Raw genomic sequence first — 16,851 nt, forward strand, 5'->3', positions numbered from 1 at the left:
TCGGGCCGGTCGGTCAGTGCCCGCCGGAGTCGACCGGGGCGGGCGCCCGGTAGAGCCGGGCGACGACGTCCTCGATGTCCGGCTCCACGATGGCGATGTCCCGCAGCGCGGCGACCCGGGCCAGCCCGGCCACCACGTCGGAGGCGGTGGCCGACTCGCAGGCGAAGACCAGCCGCCGCCCGTCGGCCTCGGTACGCAGCAGCGGCGCACCGGGCAGCACCGGCGGCTCGGCCAGCGGCTCGTCGAGGTCGGCGACCACCTGCCGGCGCGAGCCGTACCGCGAGTGCAGCGCCTCGATCGACCCGTCGTGCACCACCCGGCCATGGTCGATCACCACCAGCCGCCGGCAGAGCCGCTCGATGTCGGCCAGGTCGTGGGTGGTCAGTACCAGGGTGGTGTCGCCGGCCGCGCCGAGTTCGGCCAGGAAGGCCCGGACCGCCTGCCGGCTCACCACGTCGAGCCCGATCGTCGGCTCGTCCAGGAAGAGCACCTCCGGGCCGTGCAGCAGCGCGGCGGTCAACTCGCCCCGCATCCGCTGCCCGAGCGAGAGCTGCCGCACCGGTACGTCCAGGAACCCGTCCAGGTCGAGTTCCGCCCGGCAGCGCCGCAGCCGCGCGGCGTGCGCGGCCGCCGGGACCCGGTAGACGTGCCGGAGCAGGTCGAAGGAGTCCCGCAGCGGCAGGTCCCACCAGAGCTGCGAGCGCTGCCCGAAGACCACCCCGATGCGCAGCGCCAGCCGGGTGCGCTGGGCCACCGGCAGCAGGCCGCAGACGCGTACCTGGCCGGACGAGGGGCTCAGCACCCCGGTCAGCATCTTGAGCGTGGTCGACTTGCCGGCGCCGTTCGGCCCGATGTAGCCGACCATCTCGCCGCGCCGGACCGTGAGGTCGATCCCGTCGACCGCGCCCACCACCCGCTTCGCCCGGCGGAACCGGCCGGCCCGGACCCGTACCACGAACTCCTTGCGCAGTTCGCGGGCCTCGATGACCGGAGCGTCCGGCGGGGTCGCGGTCACGAGCCGGTGCTCCGGTAGTGGCGTACCCCGAGCCGCCAGGCCGCGGCGGCGAGCGCGGCGGCCGGCAGCGCGACACCCGGTGCGGCCCACCCCACCCAGGCCGGCAGGCCGACCGGGTCGGCCCGGCCGAGCAGCGCCAGTGCCGGGTAGTAGGCCACGAAACCGAACCCCATGCCGTACGCGAAGACCGCTCGAAACCAACCACTGTAGACGGTCATCGGGTACGTGGTGAAGTCGCGGCCGCCGTAGGTGAACGCCGAGCCCACCTCGCCGGAGTCGATCCACCAGAACGACAGCGACGCGGTGGCCACGAAGATCGCGCCGAAGAACACCACCCCGGCCAGCGGGGCCAGCACGGCCAGCACCACCCGCCCCGGTGTCCACGCCAGGTCGGCGGCGGCCAGCGCGACCACCAGTACGCCCGCCCCGAAGACGGCCCGGGACGCCTTGCGCAGTGGCAGGTCCATCAGCAGCAGTTGGGGCAGCGCGCCGAGTGGGCGGACCAGCACCGCGTCCAGCAGCCCGGTCCGGACGTACTGGCGCAGCGCCTCCACGTTGCCGACCGCGAGATCGGCGGTGGCGAAGGCGGCCGACGAGAGGCCCACCATCACCATCGCCTCGGTCCGGTCGAAGCCGCCCAGTTGCCGGGTGACCCGGAACAGCACCAGCACGGTGAGCACGTCGAGCGCGGTGGCGCCGACGTTGCTGACCAGGTCGACCACGAACGAGGTGCGGTACGACGCCTGCGACCGGGCCTGCCCGCGCAGCAGCGCCAGATAGGCCGGCGCCCGGCGCAGCCGGTACGTCCACTCAGCCACCCTGCACCACCAGCCGGTGCTCGGCCCGGCGCTGGACCGTACGGCAGATCAGCAGGACCAGAGCGGCCCAGAGCACTTGTACGGCCACCATCCCGGCCTGGATCGCCGCACCGTCCCGCTCGACGAGTACGTCCAGCGGGGTCTGCAACAGGCTCGGGAACGGGGTGGCCAGCCAGAGCGGCACGGCGATCCAGTCCGGCAGGAACCGCAGCGGGAAGTAGAGCCCGGCCAGTACGCCGGAGCCGAGGGTCCAGAGGATCATCGCGCCCCGGGCGTCGTGCAGCCAGTACGCGGTCGCGTTCACCAGGAACCGGCAGCCGAAGCAGATCACCACCGCCAGCCCGACGGAGCACAGGAAGAGCGGCACCGTCTGCCACCGGGTCGGCAATGCCAGGTCGAAGAAGAGCAGCCCGGTGACGACCGGCGGGAGGAAGCGGGTCAGCAGGGCGTACCCGGCCCGGCCGAGGTCGGTGGCGAGGTAGCTGACCACCGGGTGCACCGGGCGGAGCAGGTCGCTGGCGACCTCGCCGGTGCGGATCCGGTCGGCCAGTTCGGTCCATCGCCAGAGCAGCACCACGGCGAGCAGGCCCTGTCCGGCCCAGACGAAGGTGGCCAACTGGGCCTGGCTGTAGCCGCCCGCGACGCCACCGGCGCCGGTGGCGACGGCAAGCAGGACGTAGCAACGCAGGAAGCCGAAGACGGTGTTGGTGAAGGCGCCGGCAAGAGTAGCTTGCCGGTATGTAGAGTACCGACGAAACCCTGATCCGGTTATCGCAGCAAATGTCCGGAACCATGGGATGATGTTTCGGCTGATGGGTGGTGCCACAGTGGCGGTGACCGAGCCCACGCCGTTACCCTCCTTCCGCGACCACGCTGCACCGAGCCGGGTGACTTTACCCGGAACGCCCGGCTGCCCAGCGAGATTTTTCGACGAGGTGACACCCCGTGAGTGAGCGACGCGAGCCGGCTTCCCCGGCCGCGTCGCGCGCGGTTCGGCGTACCGCTCCCGGCATCGGCTCCCGAGGCGGTCGAGACGGCGGCGTACGGCTCGGAGCGCCGCGATGAGCGGTCGATACTCGGGCCGCTGGGGAGAGGCCGCCGAACCGTCCTGGGTGGTCGAACCGACGGCGGAGTGGGAGCCGCAGTTTCCCGGCCAGCGCTATCCCGGAGACATCGGCCACCAGCGGCGACGCCGGCCAGCCGGCCGGGCACCGGTGCCGACCGGCCGGGCCAAGGTACCGCCGCCGGGTAGCCGCCCCGGCGAGCCGGAGCCGTTCGGCCGTCCCGAGCCGGTCTCCAACGGCCGCCCCGACGCGCCGCCGAACGGCCGCCCCGACGCGCCGCCGAACGGCCGCCCAGAGGCGCTGCCGGGCAGCCGTCGCGAGGCGCTGCCGAGCGGGCGTACCGGGCAACCGGCCGGCGCCCATCCGTCGGCCCGGGCGGACGGGCCGCCACGCGAGACGCGTACCGGACGGCTCGACCGCTGGGACAGCCGATCCCCCGGCTGGAACCCGCCGCCCGGCTCCGGGGACGACGGCCCGGATTCCTGGGACCAACCGTCGAACGGACGCGCCCGGCCTCCGGTCGAGCACCGCACCGGCGGTTCGGTGCCGGTCGGCCGGGATGACCGGCGGCCGCCCGGTGCCGGCGAGTCCGGGCCGCGCGGAGGTCGCGGCGAGAGCGGGTTTGCCGGTGGCCGGGCCGCGTCGCAGCACGATCCGCACCGCTCCGGCGACGACCGGCCGGGGCGCTCCGCCGGTGCACCGGAGCGGCGCGGACGGTGGCTCACCGGGCCGGCGTCCGAGGAGACCCAGCCGCTGCCGGACCGGCGCCCGACGCCCTCCGACGGCCGGCCCGGACCTCGGGACGGCCGGGGCCGGGCCGGGCCGGGTGGACGTCCGGCGATGCCGGCGGCGTTCGACGGCTCCCCCGGCCCCGAGCGGGGCGTTCCAGGACAGGATCGAACCGACGGTTGGGCGGCCCGATCCGGCGGCCAGCCGCATCCGGGGAGCCGCGAGGTACCCCCGGGCCGCACCCCGCCCCGGGCCCGGCCCGACCGCCCCGGCTCCGAGCCTCCGGTCCGGCGCCCCGCCGCAGGACCGTCCGGTGCACCCAGTTGGCCAGCCCAGCGCGGCCCGGGCCAGGAGCCGCGCGAGGGGCGACGCTTCCCCGATCTGGGTTCCGGCCGTCCGCCGGTACGCGACCCGCGCGGCACCGATCCGGCCGCCCGGCCGGGCCCCGTGCCCCGGGGCGACCGGGTCGGGCCGACTCCGCCCGGCGTCGACCGGCCCGCCGCCGAGCTGGCACCGGGATACGGGCGACCGGACCGGACGTCGGCCTCGGGTGCCGAGCGGGTCCCACCGCGCACCGGCCGGCCGGACGACGCGCCGGTCCGCCCGGACCGGGTCGCCGAGTACCCCGTCGTCGCCGCCGGACCGGCGAGCCCGACCGACCGGGTCGGCCCGACCGCACCGCCCAGGACCGGAGAGCCGCCCAGGACCGGAGAGCCGCCCAGGACCGGAGAACCGGCCAGGACCGGAGAACCGGCCCGGGCCGCCGAACAGCCTCGTCCGGTCGAGCCCGCCCGGCGGATCGAGCCGGCTCACCCGGTCGAGCCGGTACGCCGGGTCGAGCAGTCCCGGCCGATCGAGCCCCGCCCGGTCGACGCCGGCCGCCCGGTGGAACCACCCCGTCCCGTCGAACCACCGCGCCCCGTCGAGTCGACCCGGCCGGTGGCGCCACCGCGCCCGGTCGAGGCGGCCCGGCACGTCGAGCCACCCCGTCCCGTCGAGGCGTCCCGCCCGGTCGAGCCGCAGCGCCCCGTCGAGCCACCCCGTCCGGTCGAGCCGGCCCGGGCCACCGAGGCACCCCGCCCGGTCGAGCCGCCCCGACCCGTGGAGCCAGCCCGGCCGGCCGAGCCGACCCGGGCCGCCGAGGCGGCCCGTACGGTCGAACCGACTCGGAGCGCCGAACCGACCCGGCAGGTCGAGGCGGGGCCGTGGCTCACGCCGCCTCCGGCCGAGCCGGTCGAGCCGGCGACTCCGGCGGAGCCGCCGCGCGATCGGGCGGCGGGCTGGCTGACTCCGGCCACACCCTCGGATCCGGCTTCCCGGCCGCCCCGGCCGCCGTCCGCCGACGAGACCGGCCAGCGCCCGCCGGTCACGCCACCCCCGGCCACGGGCCTGCGGCTGGAGTTCCTGCCCGCGCCGACGCCCGCCGGCACCCCGTCCCCGACCACGCCCGTCGAGTCGACGCCGCCCGCCAGCCCGCCCCCGGGGCCAGCGGTCGGGACGGACGCCGACGGGCCGGTCGAACCAGCCGCCGCCACCCCGGTGGCGGGTACTGTCATCGAACCCGCCTCGCCCGTCCCCTCGTCCGGTCCTCCGATCGAACCGGCCGACGCCGGGCCCGTGCCGGAGTCCGGACGGGCCACCGATCCGAGTGAGACTTCCGTACCCTCCATGCCAAAAACCGGACCTGTCGCGGACCACACCACAGTCGGACCGCTCACCGATGCCGCCCCGGCGGCCCCCTCCCCCATCGAGCCGGGCACCGACGTGGCCTTGGCCGCCGACGACGGTGCCGGCACAGCGGACCAGCCGCGTGACGGCGACCCGGAGCTGACGGTCGACGCCGGGGCACCGGCGGACGATTCGGCGCCCGACGGCGCACCGGCCCCGGACACCCCGGCGGAGACCGCACCGCCGGTCCCGACGGTCGCCGCCGGCCCGCCGGATCTGGCACCCAGCTCCGGACCGCCGGCTGCGGCACCCACCTCCGGACCCCCACTGGCCACCTCGCCGCCGGGCTCGCCGGTCGTCGAGGCCAGCCCCGACACCGTGCTGCCGACCGGGCCGGCCGCCGGGGCGGCGACCGCCCTGAGCGCGCCCACCATGCTCACCCCGATCATCCGACCGGGCGGAAAACGAGGGCCGGCCGAGCCGGAACCCACCGACGTCACGCCGGAGCCCGCGGCCACCGACCCGGAACAGGTGCTGGCGTCGTACGAGTGGCGGTTCCACCACGAGACCCTGCGGGAGCTGGTCGAGGATCCGGAGTCGCTGCGGGCGATCCGGGACCGGTTGACGGAGAAGCTCGAACCGGCGAAGGACAACGGCACCCGGGCCCGGCTGCTGAGCCTGCGGGCGGTGGTCTCCCGCATCCTCGGCGACCTCGGCAAGGCGCTCTCCGACGGCAAGCTGGCGCTGGCCCACGCCGAGGCAACCGGCCAGTTGCGACGGATCGCTATCGCCCAGGCCCGGCTGGCGCACGTCCTCCAGTGGCGGGGGGACTTCGCCGAGGCGGACCGGCTCTTCGAGGAGGCGAACTCCTCCGAGCTGCCGGACCGGCTGCGGGCCACCATGCACGAGCACGCCGGACGGTCCTGCTACGACCAGGGCCGCTACATGGAAGCCTGCAACCACTTCGAGAAGGCGCTGGAGCTGCGCAAGGTCGAGGACCCGGACCTGATCGCCCGGACCGAACTCGCGCTCGACGCCGTCTTCAACAAGGTCGCGCAGAACGGCTGGGGCCCGTACCCGCGGGACCGGGACGAGATCCTCCAGGTGCACCGGCCACCGGTGCCGAAGTTCAGCGAGAAGGTGCAGCGCTGGGGGTACGCCGACCCCGACGGCCAGCTCGCGATCGCGCCGAGCTACGCCGACGTGCAGCCGTTCCGGGACGGGGTGGCCTGGGTACGCCGGCCCGAGACCCGCACCTGGGAGCTGATCGACGAAACCGGCGAACTGCTGATCGAGGCGTCGACCGGATATCTCGGCGTCGGATCCTTCTCCGACGGGCTGGCCTGGGTGTCCCGGGACGGCACCGGCGGCTGGATCGCGATCGACAAGTCCAACAAGGTGGTCATCCCGGCCGGCTTCGAGGACGTACGCCCGTTCCGGCGCGGTGTCGCCGCCGTCCGGCGGGGCGGCTGGGGCGCGGTCGACCGGAACGGCAAGGTGGTGCTGCCGACCCGCTACACCGGCTTCACCACCGCGCTCACCGACGGCCGGTACGTCGACGGGTTCACCGACGAGGGGCTGGCGATCGTCGACGCGGGCGGGCGCAAGGGTGTGGTGGACCGGTCCGGGCAGGTACTGGTCGCGCCGGCCCACCCGGCGCTGGTGATCCACCCGGTCGCGTTCCTGATCGGCAACGGCACCGGGCAGTGGGGTGCGCTGGACCGCCGGGGCGAGCCGCTGATCGACGCGGTGCACCCCAGCCGGAACGACGTGATGGAGGAGATCGACCGGCTGCTCGCCGACACCAAGCCCGTGCTGTGATCTGTGCACCTCGCCCGGTCGCCCAACCTGATCCACTCCGGGTACGAGGACTAGGGTCAGAGGTATGGAATTCCGACACCTTGGCCGCTCGGGCCTGCTGATCAGCGAGATCTCGTACGGAAACTGGATCACCCACGGCTCCCAGATCGAGGAGGAGGCCGCACTCTCCTGCGTACGCGCGGCTCTGGACGTCGGCATCACCACCTTCGACACCGCTGACGTGTACGCCGGCACCAAGGCGGAGGCGGTGCTGGGCCGGGCCCTGAAGGGCGAGCGCCGGGAGGGTCTGGAGATCCTCACCAAGGTCTACTGGCCGACCGGGCCGGGCCGGAACGACCGGGGCCTGTCCCGCAAGCACATCATGGAGTCGATCAACGGCTCGCTGCGCCGCCTCCAGACCGACTACGTCGACCTCTACCAGGCGCACCGGTACGACTACTCCACGCCGCTGGAGGAGACGATGGAGGCGTTCGCCGACGTCGTGCACTCCGGCAAGGCGCACTACATCGGCGTCTCGGAGTGGAAGGCGTCCGAGATCCGGGCCGCGCACGAGCTGGCCCGGGAGCTGAAGATCCAGCTCGTCTCGAACCAGCCGCAGTACTCGATGCTGTGGCGGGTCATCGAGGGCGAGGTCGTGCCGACCAGCCAGGAACTCGGCGTCAGCCAGATCGTCTTCTCGCCGATCGCCCAGGGTGTGCTGACCGGCAAGTACCTGCCCGGCCAGGAGCCGCCGGCCGGTTCCCGGGCCACCGACACCTCCGGCGGGGCGGGCTTCATCGCCCGGTTCATGTCCGACGAGGTGCTGACCCGGGTGCAGCGGCTCAAGCCGCTCGCCGAGCAGGCCGGCCTCAGCATGGCCCAGCTCGCGGTCGCCTGGGTGCTGCAGAACCCGAACGTCTCCTCGGCGATCATCGGCGCCTCCCGCCCCGAGCAGGTGCAGGACAACGTCAAGGCGGCCGGGGTGAAGCTCGACGCCGAGCTGCTCAAGGCGATCGACGAGATCGTCGAGCCGATCACCGAGCGGGACCCGGCCAAGACGCAGAGCCCGGCCCAGCGGCCGTGACCGTGCGGCGGTCCTGACCTCCGGCAGGTATGGCCAAGGCCCCGCCCGACACGCGCCGACCTGGCGTGCGCCGGGCGGGGCCTTCCGGGTACGGTCCGGTCCGGGTCAGCCCTGCCAGAAGCGGATCAGGCGCAGGCCCTCGGCGTAGAGGTAGTCGGGCAGGCCGATCAGGTCGCCGACCGCGAAGACCCCGCCGAAGAACCAGCCGCCGACCCGCGGGTTCCAGAGCAGGGCGAAGAGCAGGATGAAGCCGTACGGGGCCATCAGGTCGTAGCCGCGCCGCCACTGCGGGTTCAACCACGGCTGGAGGACGTTGCCGCCGTCCAGACCCGGCACCGGCAGCAGGTTGAGGATGCTCGCGGTGAGCTGGAGGAACGCGAGCAGCGCGACCCCGGACCAGAACTCCGGCGCGGCGAAGACGTCCACCCCGATCGCGAACGGTACGACCAGCAGCAGCGCGAACAGCACGTTGGTGGCCGGACCGGCCAGGCTGACCAGCGAGTGCCGGAGCCGGCCGGGGATCTCGTGCCGGTCCACCCAGACCGCCCCGCCCGGCAGGCCGATGCCGCCGAGCAGCACCACCACCACGGGCAGGATGATCGACAGCAGCGGGTGGCTGTATTTCAGCGGGTTCAGGGTCAGGTAGCCGCGGTGCGCCACTCCCCGGTCACCGGCCCGGTACGCCACCACGGCGTGCGCGTACTCGTGCAGGCAGAGCGAGACCAGCCAGCCCGAGACGACGAAGAGGAAGACGTCGAGCCGGACGTTGCCGAACCCGTTCCACGCCATCGCGCCGCTGGTCACGAAGAGCGCGACCAGGGCCAGGAAGATCGGGCTGGGCCGGAACGCCTCCGGGGGCACGCCGAGGACCAGCCGGTCCCGGCCGCGTTGGTCGAAGTTCATCCCGGTCACTCGGCCGCGGGCAGCAGGCTCATCCGGTACTCCACCCGGTCGTCCTCGACCAGCAGCACCGAGGCGACACCTGCGGCGGCGAGCTCACGCCAGGTCTGGCCGATCCAGGACTCGGCGTCGGCCTGGCTGCTGAACGCCTCGGCCGGTCCGTTCACCGGATCGCCGTCCGCGCCCTCGTACCGCCAGCTCCACGGCATGTCGCGTCTCCCCTCGCCGATCTTCCGCGCCGACAAACCCCCGCCAGCCTAGTCGGCCGGCCGGTGTCAGCCAGCCAGAGCGGTCCGGAGCGGTTCCGCACCGGCGTACCTCACCGCGAGCTGTCCAGCCAAGCGCTCTAAGGTACGGGCATGTCCGTAGACGGGTGGAGCAGGCTCCTGGTGCTGGGCGGGATCCGCTCCGGCAAGTCCGAGTTCGCCGAGTCGCTGCTTAGGGACGTACCGGTCGTCCGTTATGTCGCGACCGCCGTGACCGACCCGGACGACCCGGACTGGACGGCCCGGATCGACGCCCACCGGATCCGCCGGCCGGCGGGCTGGACGACGGAGGAGGCCAACGCCGACCCGTCCCGGCTGGCCGCACTGATCGCCGGCGCCGGTCCGAACGACACGCTGCTCGTCGACGACCTCGGCGGCTGGGTGACCGTGCTGCTCGACCCGGCGCACCAGCCCGCCGACGACGTCGCCACCATCGGCGAGCTCGGTGCCGCGATCCGGGACTGCCCGGCCCGGCTGGTGCTGGTCAGCCCCGAGGTGGGGCTGTCGACGGTGCCGGTCACCCCGCTCGGCCGGGCCTTCGCCGACGCGCTCGGCACCACCAACCAGGCGGTCGCGGACGCCTGCGACGCGGTGGTGCTGGTGATCGCCGGACAACCGGCCTGGCTGAAGGCCGGCGCGGACCAGTCGCCGGCGGTCCCGGCCGGCGCCGGCCAGCCTGGCGTACCGGCACAGGTCGACCGGGCCGGCGCCGATCGGGCCGCCCCGGCCACCTCGGCCTGGACCGAGGTGCTGGGCGCGGTGCCGCAGGTACTCCGCCCGACCGTGATCCCGGCACCGGCGGCCGAACCCGCGCCGTCGACGGCGACCGGGACCGGGACGGGCTGGACGGCGCCGACCATGGCACTGCCGATGGTCGCCACCGGTCTGGTCATCCAGCCCGGGATGGACCTGCCGATGCCGGACGAGTACGCCGGGCCAGCCGCCGTCGACCGGCTCGGCACGCTCGACCTCCCCGGCAGCGGCCTCGGCCAGCTGGATCGGGTGGTCTCGTTCGCCGCCGCCACCCAGGGGACGGCGACCCCGGAGCCCTGGCGCTCGGTCCGGGTACTGCTGCTGCACGGCGACCACTCCGGTGGCGCCGCCGCCGGTGCGGTACCCGGCGAGTCCACCCGCCGCGCCGAGCAGGCCCGGCAGGGCACCGGGCCGATCGCCCGGCTTGCCGCCGAGGCCGGCGCCACCCTCCAGGTGGTCGAGGCACCGCTGTCCCGGCCGATCGAGGAGGGCCCGGCGCTGACCGCCGACGAGGTCGAGGCGGCCCTGCGCTACGGCTGGCGGCTCGCCGAGGAGGCGGTGGACGCGGGGGTGGACCTGCTGGTCCTCGCCGCCTGCGGTGCCGGTACCGAGGCCGCCGCGGCAGCCGTACTGGCCGCCACCGCCGGCGCCGAACCCGCGGCGGTACTCGGCCGGGTGGTGACGCTCGGCGGGCGGGTGGACGACGAGGCGTGGATGCAGCGCTGCGCGGCGGTCCGGGACGCGATGCACCGCACCCGGCGCAGCCCCCGGGACGCCAAGGACGTACTCGCCGAACTCGGTGGCGGCGACCTGGCGATCGCCACCGGCGTCCTGCTCGGCGCGACGGCCCGGCGTACCCCGGTGCTGCTGGACGGGCCGGTCGGGGTGGCGGCGGGCCTGGTCAGCCGGGACCTCGCCGGCCAGGCCCGGCACTGGTGCCTGCTGCCGGACCACGGCGACCACCCGGCGGTGAAGCTCGGCGCCGATGTGCTCGACCTGAGCCCGTTGCTGGACCTGCGACTCGGCCTCGGCGAGGGCGGCGCCGCGCTGGCCGCGCTGCCGCTGCTACGCGCCGCGCTGACCCTCGCCGGCGCCCTGCCGGTGCATCCGAGCCTGGCGAGCGGCGAGCCGGCCGATCCGGCCGGCACCGACCGGTCCGATCCGGCGCGCGACGGCTCGCTCCCGCCGGTGCCGGACCCGGCCGAACCCTGGACCCCGGAACCGGCGGCCGACCGCCCCGGACCGGACGACGACTCGCTCCCGCCGACGCCCGACCCGGCCGAACCGTGGGCCCCGGGCCCGCCGGCCGACCGTCCCGGGCGGGCCGACGACAACCCGGACGACGACCAGGAGTTCATCGAGCCGCCGCCGGCCGGCCCCGGTCCGACCGCGGTGCCGGAGGACACCACCGGGCAGCCGGCGACGGACGCGCCACCGCCGGAACAGGAATCGACCGACGCACCGCTGCCGGGGCAGCCGGCCACCGGAACCGGGGCGGCCGACGACCGGGACGGTGGGCGCCGGGACGGCGCCACCGTGCCACCGGGTGTCTGAGGGCCGGTTCGCGGCCGGCGGCCGGCTGGCGCTGACCACCTTCACCGTCGCGCCGCTGCGGGCCGGTCGCGTCGACCGCGCCACCGCCGGTACGGCGATGACCCTGGCCCCGCCGGTCGGCGCGCTGCTCGGGGTACTCCTCGCCGGGGTGCTCGGCGGGCTGGGCGCGCTCGCCCCGCCGCTGGTCGCCGGTGTGGTGACCGTGGCGGTGGCGGCGCTGCTGACCCGAGGGCTGCACCTGGACGGGCTGGCCGACACCGTGGACGCGCTCGGCTCGTACCGCTCCGGGGAAGCCGCCCTGCGGATCATGCGGCAGCCGGACGTCGGCCCGTTCGGGGTGACCGCGCTGCTGCTCGTACTCCTGCTCCAGGCCGCCTCGTTCGCGGCCCTGGCGGCCCGGCCGTGGACCGCGCTGCTCGCGGCGCTGGCCGCCGGTGCCGCGACCGGCCGGCTGGCGGTGAGCTGGGCCTGCCGGCGTGGTGTCCCGGCGGCCCGCCCGGACGGGCTCGGCGCGCTGGTCGCCGGCACCGTCGGCCCGGCCGCGCTGGTCGGGCTCTCGGCCGGGGTGGCGCTGCTCGCCGTGCCGGCGGTGCCGGACCGCCCCTGGCAGGGCCCGCTCGCGGTCGCCGGGGCGCTGGCCGGCACGCTGCTGCTGGTCCGGCACGTGGTACGCCGGCTCGGCGGCATCACCGGCGACGTGCTCGGCGCGGGCGTCGAACTCGGCAGCACGCTGTTCTACCTCGGTGTCGTGCTGACCGGCTGACCGGGCAGGCGTTCGCGGGTAGCGTTCGCGAAAAGGACACCAGCACGAGTACCAGGCCAACAGGCGGTCGAGCGGGGGACGTAATGCTCATCACGGACGATTTCCTGCCCGTGCCGGTCCCGGAGTCGTTGACCGCCACCTACCTGGTGCCCACCACCGGCCAGGTCGACCCGGCCCCGGCCGAGGCGGTGGCGGCGCTCGGCGGCCGGCTCTCCGGGCCGGTGCACGACCTCGCCCGGCAGATGCTGGACAGCCCGCTCATGACGGTCGACACCCGGCCGATCGCCGAGTTCCCGCACCTGCCGCCGGACCTGCTCACCGCGTTCGGGGCCACCGACACCCAGCTCGCCCGGCTGGACGCCGCCACCGACCTGGTGGTGGTGCAGGCCAGCTACCGGCCCGGCTGGCCACCCGCGCACGAGTGGGCCGCCCGTACGGTTGCCTGCGCCATCGCCGACTCCCTCGGCACCGACGTGGTCGACGTCTTCGCGTTGCAGTTCCTCGACCCAGCCACCGCACTGCGCTCGCTGCCGGACGCCGAGGGCCGGGTGCGCCTGATCGACTGGGTCCTGGTGCCGTACTCGTCGGACGACGGCGGGCTCTGGTTCACCACCAAGGGACTGCGCCGGTTCGGCCTGCTGGAGTTGCAGGCGCAGGGGGTGCCGACGCACCTGACCCGGGCCTGGGGGGCGGTGATGACCGGGGTGGCCCGGCGACTGCTCCGGGCCTGGACCGACGGGCTCACCGACAGCGAGGTGCCGGCCTTCGTCCAGTTGCCGGTGGTCACCTCGGTCACCGGGCACGACATCGCGGTGGCGTACGGCAACCCGCAGCAGCACGACACCACCGGCCCGGCGGCGCTGCGGCTGGAACTCGACCCGGCCACCGACCCGGACGCCGACTCGTTCCTGACCCTGCTGCCCCCGTCCGGCCATCCCGGCCCGGCCGGGCGGTACTTCGCGGCGGTCTGCGCCGCCCTGTTCGGTGCCGCCGCCCAGTCCGACGTCCGGTACGCCCGGCCGGACGACGCGATGGCCCGGGCGATCGCCACCGCCCGGGACGGGCTGCCCGGCATCCGGGAGCGGTTCCTCGCCGGCACCCTGCCGGACGGGGTGCAGTTGCTGGTCAAGTACGCCCTGCCGAATGACGAGGGGCCGGAGTTCGTCTGGGCCGGGGTCACCTCGTGGGCGACCCCGGAACGGATCGTCGGGGCCAGCGCCAGCGACGCCACGGCCGATCCGGCGGTCCGGGTCGGCCAGCCCGTCGTGGTGGACGCCGTCGACGTGGTCGACTGGGCCCTGCTGGACGGCAGCGGGGTGATCGAGGGCGGCTGGACCCAGGCCGTGCTGGACGCCGGCGACCGGTCCCAACGCTGACCCCCGGTCACCCGTCCCCCGCCCCTTCTCCGGATCGGGGAGTCTCAGCGGGGTCTGCACCCCGCTGAGACTCCCCGATCGTCGACAGGCCGGGGGGCTACTTCACGGAGGGTTGGACGAAGGGAGGGCGGACGACCCGCATCGCCGCGCGGCGGCCCCGGACGTCGACCTCGACCTCGTCGTCCTGGCCCAGCCCGGCGGCGCTGTCCAGCAGGGCGAGGGCGATGCCCGCCTTCCGGGTCGGCGAGAAGGTGCCGCTGGTGACCGTGCCGACGGCCGTACCTCCGGCGGAGAGCACCGTCATGCCCGGCCGGGGGATACCCCGGTCCAGCGCCAGCAGCCCCCACAGGGTGCGGCGCGGCCCGGCCGCCTTCTCGGCGAGCAGCGCGTCCCGCCCCCAGAACGCCGGCTTGTCCCAGCCGACCGCCCAGCCCGCCCGGGCCTGCACCGGAGTGATCTCCGGGGAGAGGTCCTGGCCGTGCAGCGGGTAGCCCATCTCGGTCCGCAGGGTGTCCCGGGCGCCGAGCCCGCAGGCCCGGATCCCGTACGGCTCGCCGGCCGCCAGCAGTGCGTCCCAGACCGTGGTCGCCGCCCCGGCCGGCACCACCAGCTCGTACCCGTGCTCGCCGGTGTAACCGGTCCGGCAGACCACCAGCGACACCAGGTCGCCGTCCGGGGTGGCCGCCCCGGCGGTGGAGAAGCCGAGTTCGGCGGTGGAGAAGCTCATGTAGCCGTGTCCGGTCGGCAGTCCGAGGGTGCCGAGCAGCTCGGCCGAGCGCGGCCCCTGCACCGCCAGCACGGCGTACGCCTCGTGCTCGTTGGTCACGGTGATCCCGGCCGGGGCGGCGGCGCGGAGCCGGCGTACCACCTCGGCGGTGTTGGCGGCGTTCGGGATCAGGAAGACGTGCTCGGGACCGTGCAGGTAGGCGATGATGTCGTCCACCACGCCGCCGGTCGCCTCGTCGCAGCAGAGCGTGTACTGCGCCCGTCCCGGCCCGATCCGGCCCAGGTCGTTGCTGAGGCAGGCGTTGACGAAGTCGGCCGCCCCCGGGCCGGTGATCCGGGCCTTTCCCAGGTGGGAGACGTCGAACACACCCACCCCGGTACGCACCGCGGTGTGCTCCCGGAGGACTCCGCCGCCGGCGTACTCCAGCGGCATGGACCAGCCGCCGAAGGCGGCGAACTTGGCGCCGAGCGCGGCGTGCCGCTCGTGCAGCGGCGACTGGCGGAGTGCGTCGGCGGGAGGTTCCGGGGTCTCGCCGGTCACCTGCGTCGGGTCGGTCATGGGTCGCAACCTACCTGCGATCCGGCTGATGGTTAGCATCGGCGGGACCCGTCCGGCGGACCGTCGGCGGGACAGCCCATTCATCCGGCGGGTAGGTTGCGCCGGAGACCACAACGCCCGGCCGCAACCAGGCGGCCGGCCACGCCCGTCCGGAGCCGCGCAGTGACATCGCCCAGCACCAGCCTCAGCCTGGTCGACACCGACCCCGCCGAACTCGCCGTCGACGCCATCGTCATCGGGTTGCACAGCCAGACGGTGGACGAACCGGGTCCCGCCGCGGGCTTCGCCGGGACCCTGCTCCTCGCGACCGGAGCGGAGAGCATCGCCGCGGCGTTCGACGGCCGGCTGACGGAGACCCTGGCGCTGCTGGGCGCCACCGGCAGCCCGGGTGAGGTGATCAAGCTGGCCACCCTGGGCACCGTCACGGCGCCGCTGGTCGCCGCCGTCGGGCTGGGCCCCGAGCCGACCGGGGCGGCCCCGGCACCGGAGATCCTGCGCCGGGCGGCCGCTTCGGCGGTCCGGGCGCTGGCCGGCGCCGAGCGGGTCGCGCTGACCTTTCCGGTACCCGACGACGAGGACGGCCCGGCCGCGCTGCGCGCCACCGCCGAGGGTGCGCTGCTCGGCGCGTACCGGTTCGCCGGCTACAAGACCCGGCCGCAGCCGACCCGCCGCCCGCCGGTGGCCGCGATCGCGGTGCACGTGCCGGACGCCGGTGACGACCGGGCCCGGGCGGAGATCACCCGGGCCGGTGTGGTGGCCCGGGCGGTGACCCGGACCCGGGACTGGGTGAACACGGCGCCGAACGAGCTGCGCCCGCCGTCCTTCGCCGACTCGGTGGCCGCAGCCGCCCGGGAGGCGGGGCTCGGCGTGGAGGTCCTCGACGAGCAGGCGCTGGCCGCCGGCGGCTACGGCGGCATCCTGGCCGTCGGGCTGGGCTCGGCGGCGCCGCCCCGGCTGGTGAAGCTCAGCTACGACCCGGCCGGTGGTGCCGGCGGGTCGGCGAAGCGGCTGGCGCTGGTCGGCAAGGGCATCACCTTCGACACCGGCGGCGTCTCGATCAAGCCGGCCCAGGGCATGTGGGAGATGAAGTCCGACATGGCCGGGGCGGCGGCGGTCGCCGCCACCATGCTGGCGATCGCCGAGCTGAAGCCGGCGGTCGCGGTGACCGCCTACCTGCCGATGGCCGAGAACATGCCGTCGGCCACCGCGTACCGGCCGGGCGACGTGGTGACGATGTACAACGGCAAGCGGGTCGAGGTGCTGAACACCGACGCCGAGGGCCGGATGGTGCTCGGCGACGCGATGGCCCGGGCCTGCGAGGACGGCTGCGACTACCTGGTCGAGACCTCCACGCTGACCGGCGGCCAGGTGGTGGCGCTCGGCAAGCGGGTGGCCGGGGTGATGGGCAGCACCGAGCTCTGCCAGCGGGTCCAGCAGGCCGGTGACGCGGCCGGCGAGCCGACCTGGCCGATGCCGCTGCCGGACGACGTCCGGAAGGGAATGGACTCCGAGGTCGCGGACATCTCCCAGGTCAACGCGACGATGGACCGGGCCGGCCACATGCTCCAGGGCGGGGTCTTCCTGCGCGAGTTCGTCGCCGACGAGGTGCCGTGGGCGCACATCGACATCGCCGGGCCGAGCTACCACTCGGGCGAGCCGACCGGCCACTGGACCAAGGGTGGCACCGGGGTGCCGGTGCGTACCCTGCTGGAGCTGGTCGACGACATCGCCGCCAACGACTGACCCGGGCTGACCCGGCCCCGCCGCACGGGGCCG

Annotated in this window: 11 protein-coding genes and 1 pseudogene; 6 read left to right on the forward strand and 6 right to left on the reverse strand. The window is 75.2% G+C overall.

The annotated features are described in order from the left end of the window. Positions 1-13: 13 nt before the first annotated feature. The 3 genes from AAH979_RS10830 to AAH979_RS10840 are packed head-to-tail and all read right to left on the reverse strand — an operon-like array spanning position 14 to position 2,680. Entirely contained in the window at positions 14-1,015 is a 1,002-nt protein-coding gene (locus AAH979_RS10830; protein WP_346257941.1) for an ATP-binding cassette domain-containing protein, read from the reverse strand. Beyond that, positions 1,012-1,833, reverse strand: a complete 822-nt coding sequence (locus AAH979_RS10835) for an ABC-2 family transporter protein (RefSeq protein WP_346257942.1) — start codon at positions 1,831-1,833, stop codon at positions 1,012-1,014. The genes AAH979_RS10830 and AAH979_RS10835 overlap by 4 nt, the downstream gene beginning before the upstream one ends. Then, positions 1,826-2,680, reverse strand: a complete 855-nt coding sequence (locus tag AAH979_RS10840) for an ABC-2 family transporter protein (RefSeq protein ID WP_346257943.1) — start codon at positions 2,678-2,680, stop codon at positions 1,826-1,828. Before AAH979_RS10840 ends, AAH979_RS10835 begins: the two co-directional genes overlap by 8 nt. A 214-nt stretch (positions 2,681-2,894) precedes the next feature. Here AAH979_RS10840 and AAH979_RS10845 point away from each other — a divergent pair, with 214 nt between their 5' ends. Both AAH979_RS10845 and AAH979_RS10850 read left to right on the forward strand, forming a co-directional pair. After that, positions 2,895-7,115, forward strand: a complete 4,221-nt coding sequence (locus tag AAH979_RS10845; protein ID WP_346257944.1) for a WG repeat-containing protein — start codon at positions 2,895-2,897, stop codon at positions 7,113-7,115. Positions 7,116-7,179: 64 nt separating this feature from the next. Next, positions 7,180-8,178 carry an aldo/keto reductase family protein gene (locus tag AAH979_RS10850; protein WP_346257945.1) on the forward strand — a complete coding sequence of 333 codons (999 nt, stop codon included), beginning with the start codon at positions 7,180-7,182 and terminating at the stop codon, positions 8,176-8,178. Positions 8,179-8,283: 105 nt separating this feature from the next. On the opposite strand, the gene AAH979_RS10855 is transcribed toward AAH979_RS10850, so the two are convergent. Further along, positions 8,284-9,081, reverse strand: a complete 798-nt coding sequence (locus AAH979_RS10855; RefSeq protein WP_346257946.1) for a site-2 protease family protein — start codon at positions 9,079-9,081, stop codon at positions 8,284-8,286. A gap of 5 nt (positions 9,082-9,086) precedes the next feature. After that, on the reverse strand, positions 9,087-9,287 hold the full coding sequence (locus AAH979_RS10860; RefSeq protein ID WP_318394310.1) for a hypothetical protein: 201 nt from the start codon (positions 9,285-9,287) through the stop codon (positions 9,087-9,089). A 150-nt stretch (positions 9,288-9,437) separates the two neighbouring features. Here AAH979_RS10860 and AAH979_RS10865 point away from each other — a divergent pair. The 3 genes and pseudogenes from AAH979_RS10865 to AAH979_RS10875 all read left to right on the forward strand — a co-directional run. Next, positions 9,438-11,489, forward strand: a pseudogene (locus AAH979_RS10865) (bifunctional adenosylcobinamide kinase/adenosylcobinamide-phosphate guanylyltransferase); the annotation flags it as partial. 154 nt (positions 11,490-11,643) lie between these two features. Next, entirely contained in the window at positions 11,644-12,414 is a 771-nt protein-coding gene (locus tag AAH979_RS10870; protein WP_346257947.1) for an adenosylcobinamide-GDP ribazoletransferase, read from the forward strand. Positions 12,415-12,497: 83 nt separating this feature from the next. Next, entirely contained in the window at positions 12,498-13,790 is a 1,293-nt protein-coding gene (locus tag AAH979_RS10875) for a DUF2314 domain-containing protein (protein ID WP_346257948.1), read from the forward strand. A 97-nt stretch (positions 13,791-13,887) separates the two neighbouring features. Here AAH979_RS10875 and gcvT read toward each other — a convergent pair whose 3' ends face one another. Beyond that, a complete protein-coding gene (gcvT, locus tag AAH979_RS10880) occupies positions 13,888-15,075 on the reverse strand; it encodes a glycine cleavage system aminomethyltransferase GcvT (RefSeq protein ID WP_346257949.1) in 1,188 nt (395 codons plus the stop codon). 162 nt (positions 15,076-15,237) lie between these two features. Between gcvT and AAH979_RS10885 the strand changes: the two genes are divergently transcribed. Then, a complete protein-coding gene (locus AAH979_RS10885; protein ID WP_346257950.1) occupies positions 15,238-16,818 on the forward strand; it encodes a leucyl aminopeptidase in 1,581 nt (526 codons plus the stop codon). Positions 16,819-16,851: the final 33 nt, after the last annotated feature.

The sequence above is a fragment of the Plantactinospora sp. ZYX-F-223 genome (genome assembly GCF_039649625.1).
Lineage (GTDB): Bacteria > Actinomycetota > Actinomycetes > Mycobacteriales > Micromonosporaceae > Plantactinospora.

Excerpts from the sequence above, each read along its gene's own strand:
- AAH979_RS10845 (WP_346257944.1), top strand. The coding sequence starts at position 2,895 with ATGAGCGGTCGATACTCGGGCCGCTGGGGAGAGGCCGCCGAACCGTCC.
- AAH979_RS10850 (WP_346257945.1), top strand. The coding sequence starts at position 7,180 with ATGGAATTCCGACACCTTGGCCGCTCGGGCCTGCTGATCAGCGAGATC.
- AAH979_RS10855 (WP_346257946.1), bottom strand. The coding sequence starts at position 9,081 with ATGAACTTCGACCAACGCGGCCGGGACCGGCTGGTCCTCGGCGTGCCC.
- AAH979_RS10860 (WP_318394310.1), bottom strand. The coding sequence starts at position 9,287 with ATGCCGTGGAGCTGGCGGTACGAGGGCGCGGACGGCGATCCGGTGAAC.
- AAH979_RS10875 (WP_346257948.1), top strand. The coding sequence starts at position 12,498 with ATGCTCATCACGGACGATTTCCTGCCCGTGCCGGTCCCGGAGTCGTTG.
- gcvT (WP_346257949.1), bottom strand. The coding sequence starts at position 15,075 with ATGACCGACCCGACGCAGGTGACCGGCGAGACCCCGGAACCTCCCGCC.